The organism is Nocardioides sp. (assembly GCF_025964975.1).
GTDB lineage: Bacteria > Actinomycetota > Actinomycetes > Propionibacteriales > Nocardioidaceae > Nocardioides.
The window spans coordinates 1-5,370 of record NZ_JAOPXV010000110.1 but is presented as its reverse complement, the minus strand read 5'-3'; the positions used below and the strand labels follow the sequence as shown (position 1 = coordinate 5,370).

7 protein-coding genes and 1 pseudogene are annotated in these 5,370 nt (G+C 69.0%); all 8 read right to left on the bottom strand.

The features are described 5' to 3' along the window. Window positions 1-186 precede the first annotated feature (186 nt). Entirely contained in the window at window positions 187-537 is a 351-nt protein-coding gene (locus JWN68_RS08000) for a hypothetical protein (RefSeq protein ID WP_297737253.1), read from the bottom strand. 4 nt (window positions 538-541) lie between these two features. Beyond that, window positions 542-1,066: a histidine phosphatase family protein gene (locus JWN68_RS07995; RefSeq protein ID WP_297737250.1), complete on the bottom strand. Its 525-nt coding sequence runs from the start codon at window positions 1,064-1,066 to the stop codon at window positions 542-544. Further along, window positions 1,063-1,674, bottom strand: a complete 612-nt coding sequence (locus tag JWN68_RS07990; RefSeq protein WP_297737248.1) for a sugar nucleotide-binding protein — start codon at window positions 1,672-1,674, stop codon at window positions 1,063-1,065. The genes JWN68_RS07995 and JWN68_RS07990 overlap by 4 nt, the downstream gene beginning before the upstream one ends. A gap of 1 nt (window position 1,675) precedes the next feature. Beyond that, a complete protein-coding gene (locus JWN68_RS07985) occupies window positions 1,676-2,572 on the bottom strand; it encodes a phosphatidate cytidylyltransferase (protein ID WP_297737245.1) in 897 nt (298 codons plus the stop codon). 21 nt (window positions 2,573-2,593) lie between these two features. After that, entirely contained in the window at window positions 2,594-3,148 is a 555-nt protein-coding gene (gene frr / locus JWN68_RS07980; protein WP_297737256.1) for a ribosome recycling factor, read from the bottom strand. A gap of 69 nt (window positions 3,149-3,217) precedes the next feature. Then, entirely contained in the window at window positions 3,218-3,934 is a 717-nt protein-coding gene (pyrH, locus tag JWN68_RS07975) for a UMP kinase (protein ID WP_297737242.1), read from the bottom strand. Window positions 3,935-4,100: 166 nt separating this feature from the next. After that, window positions 4,101-4,913 (bottom strand): translation elongation factor Ts, encoded by an 813-nt coding sequence (gene tsf, locus JWN68_RS07970; RefSeq protein WP_297737240.1) that lies wholly within the window; start codon window positions 4,911-4,913, stop codon window positions 4,101-4,103. Window positions 4,914-4,988: 75 nt separating this feature from the next. After that, window positions 4,989-5,370, bottom strand: a pseudogene (locus JWN68_RS07965) (50S ribosomal protein L17); the annotation flags it as partial.

Genomic DNA, 5,370 nt, shown 5'->3' with positions numbered 1-5,370 from the left:
CGGGCAGCCCCATCTCGGTCAGGAGGTCCTTGCGGCCGGCTTCGGCGAGGTCGGCGAGGTGGCGCGGCGGCCTCTTGCGGCCGCGTGGCTCGTCGAAGACGAGGGGCAGGGTCTTGATGGGTTCGTGGGACATCGCTCGCGATTCTCCCACCCGCTTGGTGAAAAGGGCGACTCTGCGGGTGCGGGCTAGAGCATGAAGAAGAGCACCAGCGACGTCACGCTGACGACGACCACGGCGGTCAGCACCATCCCGACGACCATGAAGATCCCGAACCGGCGGGTCTTCCGCTTGGCCAGCATGAAGATCGGCACGGCGAGCAGGAGGAGCACGAACGGGAACAGCTCTTCGGCGGTGTCGTCGGAGAAGAGCAGGCGCAGGATGGCTGCGAACGCACCCGGGAGGACGGTCACGAGGACCATGCCGGAGAAGAAGCCGACGATCGCAGCGAACGTGGGGTGGCTCCGATGCCACCAGTTGCCCGCGTGGGTCGACGCGACCTGCTGGTCGGTCTCGGGGGTCGTCCGGGGCGAGCTCATGGGCTCATCGTAGGGCGGAGGCCACCGTGAGCACGTCCGGCATACCGAGTGACCTCCACCTCACGAGATCCGGCTCGCGTCCGGTGAGCTCGGCCACCAGGAGGGTCCAGGCGGTGCCGTGCCCCACCATCACGACGTCGTCCTCGCCGTGGACGTCGAGGATCCCGATGACGGCGGGGACGAGGCGCTCCCGCAGCGCGGCGAGCGGTTCCCAGCCGGGAACCGCGCCGGTGTCCGGGTGCGCGAAGGCGGCCAGCACCCGCTCCTGGAAGTCCTCCGTCCAGGCCGTGACGCCACGCTCGTGCTCGCGCAGCTCCTCGATGACCCCGGTCTCACCGTCGGTCAGCAGCTGCGCGGTCTGCTGGGCCTTGGGCTCGGGCGAGCTGAACCACGCAGCGCGCTGGGGAAGGCGGTCGCTTTCGCGCAGTGCCCAGATGTCGTCGAAGCCGGCCGGGTCGAGCTCCCACTCGGCGGCGGGGCGGTTCGGGTCGATGACAGGCAGGCCGTGACGGACGAGGTACAGGGTCACAGGAACTCCCCCGCCCCGCGAAGCCGCGTCTCCAGCACCTGCGATGCCTTGGTCGAGTCGAGGCGTACGTCGACGGGCCCGGGCACGCGCGCGGCGACCCGACTGGTGCTGCGCAGTGACGAGGGGTCCAGGCCGTCGCGCCGGGCGATCAGCCGCCCGAGCTCGAACCTGCTCATGGCGTCCGTGCCGGCGACGTTCGGTACGCCCTGGAGCCCCGAGCCCGCGACCTCGACGAGGGCGTCCGCCAGGTCGGTGACGTGCACGGGGCACCGGCGTTCGTCCTCGAGGAGCGCCCCTTCGGCACCAGCGAGGAGGTAGTGGACCAGACGCTCGTGTTGCGAGGTGCCGTCGCCGAGGATCAGCGAGGTGCGGGCAACGACGACGTCGGGGCAGACGGCGAGCGCACACGTCTCGGCGGCGGCCTTCGCTGCGCCGTACCGGCGTGATCGGGTCGGGGGGCGGTGGTCCGCGACCAGGGCGTCGACGGCGCGCCTGTCGCGCAGGTCGGCGTCGACGGACCCGACTGCGACCACGTCGTGGCCGGCAGCAGCCGTGACGACGTGCCGGCCCAGGTAGCCGGTGCGGCCGCCGGTGACGAGGAGACGCACGTCAGCGCGTGAAGACGAGGTAGTGCAGGATCACCCAGGTCGGTGCCACCGTCGCGAGCAGCGAGTCGAGCCGGTCCATGAGGCCGCCGTGGCCGGGGATGATCTGGCTCATGTCCTTGATACCGAGGTCGCGCTTGATCACCGACTCGCACAGGTCACCCAGCGTCGCCATCACTGCGGCCACCAGGCCGAGCAGCGCCCCTACCCACCAGTCGCCGTCCAGGAACAGGGTCACCAGGCCGATGCCGGCGCCGACGCACGCGAGGACCGAGCCCGCGAACCCCTCCCATGACTTCTTCGGGGAGATGACCCGCGCCATCGGGTGCTTCCCGAACAGCACGCCGGCGATGTAGCCGCCGACGTCGGAGGCGACGACCATCGCGATGAAGGTGATCACCCCCCTCACGCCGTCGTCGTCCATGGTGAACCCGACGCCCGGGGTGTTGCCCCCCTCAGCCAGCAGCAGTGCGACGAACGAGGCCAGAAAGGGGAGGTAGACGAGGGTGAACACAGCCGCCGTGGCGTTCTGGACGTAACCGTTGATGCCCCGGCGCAGCAGCCACAGCATCACGACCAGGGCACTGACCGCAGTGGCGGTCACGAGGGCTGGCGCACCCCAGATGTAGGCGACGACGACCATCACGACGCCGCCGGCCATCAGCGGTTGCTCCGGGATGTCGATGCCCTTGGCAGACAGGCCGCGCTGCAGCTCCCACACGGCCACGACGACCGCGACGGCGACGACCGCCACGAACGCGGTCTTCCAGAAGAACAAGGAGAGCAGGATCAGCCCCACCAGCACCAACGCGGAGACGATGGCAGCGCGGAGGTCCCGACCGGCGCGGCCGTGGACCTTCGCAGGCACGCCCGGCGTGACCGGTGACTGAGGGGTCATCATGATGGGTTCGTCGGCCTGCACTCAGACCTCGAGGAGCTCGGCTTCCTTGTTCTTGAGCATGTCGTCGATGGCGTCCGTGTGCTTCTTGGTGATCGAGTCCAGCTTCTTCTCGGCGCCGGTGACGTCGTCCTGGCCGACCTCGCCGTCCTTCTCGAGCTTCTCCAGGCCCTGCTTGGCGGTACGCCGCACGTTGCGCACCGACACGCGACCGTCCTCGGCCTTCGCCCTGGCCATCTTGATGTAGTCCTTGCGGCGCTCCTCGGTCAGCTCCGGGAAGACGACGCGCAGGATCTTGCCGTCGTTGGACGGGTTGACGCCCAGGTCGGAGTCGCGGATGGCCTTCTCGATGGCGCCCATCGCCCCGATGTCGAAGGGGGAGATCAAGATCGTGCGGGCATCCTGGGAGGTGAATGAGGCCAGCGCCTGCAGTGGCGTGGGCGATCCGTAGTAGTCGGCGACGATCTTGCTGAACATGCTGGGGTTGACGCGCCCGGCACGGATCGCACTGAACTCCTCGCGGGTCGCCTCGACCGACTTCTCCATCTTGCTGTCGGCCGCGCTGAGAACTTCGTTGATCACGGGGACTCCTGTGTGGGTTCGTGCGTGGTTGAACGCTGTCGTCGTGGGTGCTGGTGGCGGACGAGCTCAGCCGTCGCGACTCACCAGCGTGCCAATCTTCTCACCCTGCACGATGCGCAGGATCGCGCCCTCGTCGTCAGCTCCGAAGACGATCAGCGGCATGTTGTTCTCCATGCACAGCGCGAAGGCCGTCGCGTCGGCGATCTGGATGCCCTGCTGCAGGGCGTCCTGGAAGGTCAGCGTGTCGTACTTCGTCGCGAGCGGGTCCTTCTTCGGGTCCGCGCTGTAGACGCCGTCCACGCCCTGCTTGGCCATCAGCACCACCTCGCAGTGCGTCTCGAGGGCCCGCTGGGCGGCGACGGTGTCGGTGGAGAAGAAGGGCATCCCCGCGCCCGCGCCGAAGATGACCACCCGGCCCTTCTCCATGTGCCGGATCGCGCGCCGCGGAATGTAGGGCTCGGCGACCTGGCCCATCGCGATGGCGGTCTGCACGCGGGTCTCGACGCCGCCCTTCTCCAGGAAGTCCTGGAGGGCGAGGCAGTTCATCACCGTGCCGAGCATGCCCATGTAGTCGGCTCGCGAGCGGTCCATGCCGCGCTGCTGCATCTCCGCGCCGCGGAAGAAGTTGCCGCCGCCGACCACGATGCTTACGCCGACGCCCTCGCGCACGACCGTGGTGATCTCGCGGGCGATCTTCTGCACGACATCGAGGTCGACGCCGACCTTGCCGCCGCCGAACACCTCGCCGGAGAGCTTGATCAGGACACGGTGGTAGGCGGTCACGAGAAGGTCCCTTCGGCGGCGGTGTCGAGCACGGCCCAACCTATCGGGCCGACTGCGCCCTCGCGAACTTGCGGGAAACTGGCGGGAGGCTGGCGAGCGCAAACGCCGCAGGGGTCGTACGCCGCGGCGTACGACCCCTGCGGATCAGCTGGGTGGTGCTGCGCCCTCAGGCGCCTACCTCGAAGCGCGCGAAGCGCTTGACGCTGGTGCCGGCCTCGTCGAGGACGGTCTTGACCGACTTCTTCGCCTCGGAGACGGACTCCTGCTCGAGCAGGACGATCTCCTTGTAGAAGCCGCCCAGCCGACCCTCGACGATCTTGGCGATCGCCTGCTCGGGCTTGCCCTCTTCGCGGGTCTTCTGCTCGGCGATGGAACGCTCGCTCTCGACGACGTCCGCGGGGACCTCGTCACGGGTGAGGTACTGCGCCTTCATCGCGGCGATCTGCATCGCGGCACCGCGAGCAGCGGCCGCGTCGCCGTCGAACTCGACGAGCACGCCGACTGCCGGCGGCAGATCAGCGGCACGCTTGTGCATGTAGACGACAGTCTCGCCCTCGAAGTAGGCGACCTGGCCGAGCTCGATCTTCTCGCCGATGGTGATCGCCAGGTCCTGGACGACCTCGCCGACGGTCTTGCCGTCGAGCGGGACGGCCTTGAGGGACTCGACGTCGCCGGCCTTGGCCTCGTTGGCGGCGTCGGCGATGCGCTGGGCGACGGCGACGAAGTCGTCACCCTTGGCCACGAAGTCGGTCTCGCACTTGAGCTCGACGAGCGCCCCGCCGGAGGTGGCGACGAGGCCGGCGGAGGCCTCGCGCTCGGCGGCGCGGTTGGCCGCCTTGGCGGCACCCTTGACGCGCAGCAGCTCGACAGCCTTGTCGAAGTCGCCGTCGGCCTCGGTGAGTGCCTTCTTGCAGTCCATCATTCCGGCCTGCGTCAGGTCACGGAGCTTCTTGACATCGGCAGCGGTGAAGTCGGCCATGGTCTCTCTTCCCTGTGTTCGTGGTGTCCGGTGAGCTGGAGCGGGCCGCGAGTCTCCTCGCGGCCCGCCAGCCAGTCAGTCGTTCTTGGTCTCGGCGTTGACGAACCCGGCGGCCTCGGCGGCCTCGGCGCTGTCGAACCAGATCTCAGCCTTGGTGCGGTCGTACCAAGGGCTGGTGGGGCCGTGGAACTTCATCGAGGACTTGTTGCCCTTGATGTCGAAGCCCTCGGGAGCCGAGCCGTCCTCGTTGGCGGGAGCCGAACCGGCGATCTGGGCCTCGCCAGCCTCGGTGGGTGCCTCAGCGTCCTTGACGGCAGTAGCCGTGTCCACCGACGCCGCGTCGAGCGCAGCTGCGTCGAGATCGGCGTTGACCTCGTCGGCCGAGGCGTCGCCGCCGGCGGCAGGAGCCTCGGTCGTTGCGTCAGCGGCGGAGACGTCGGCGGCAGGCGCCTCGGTC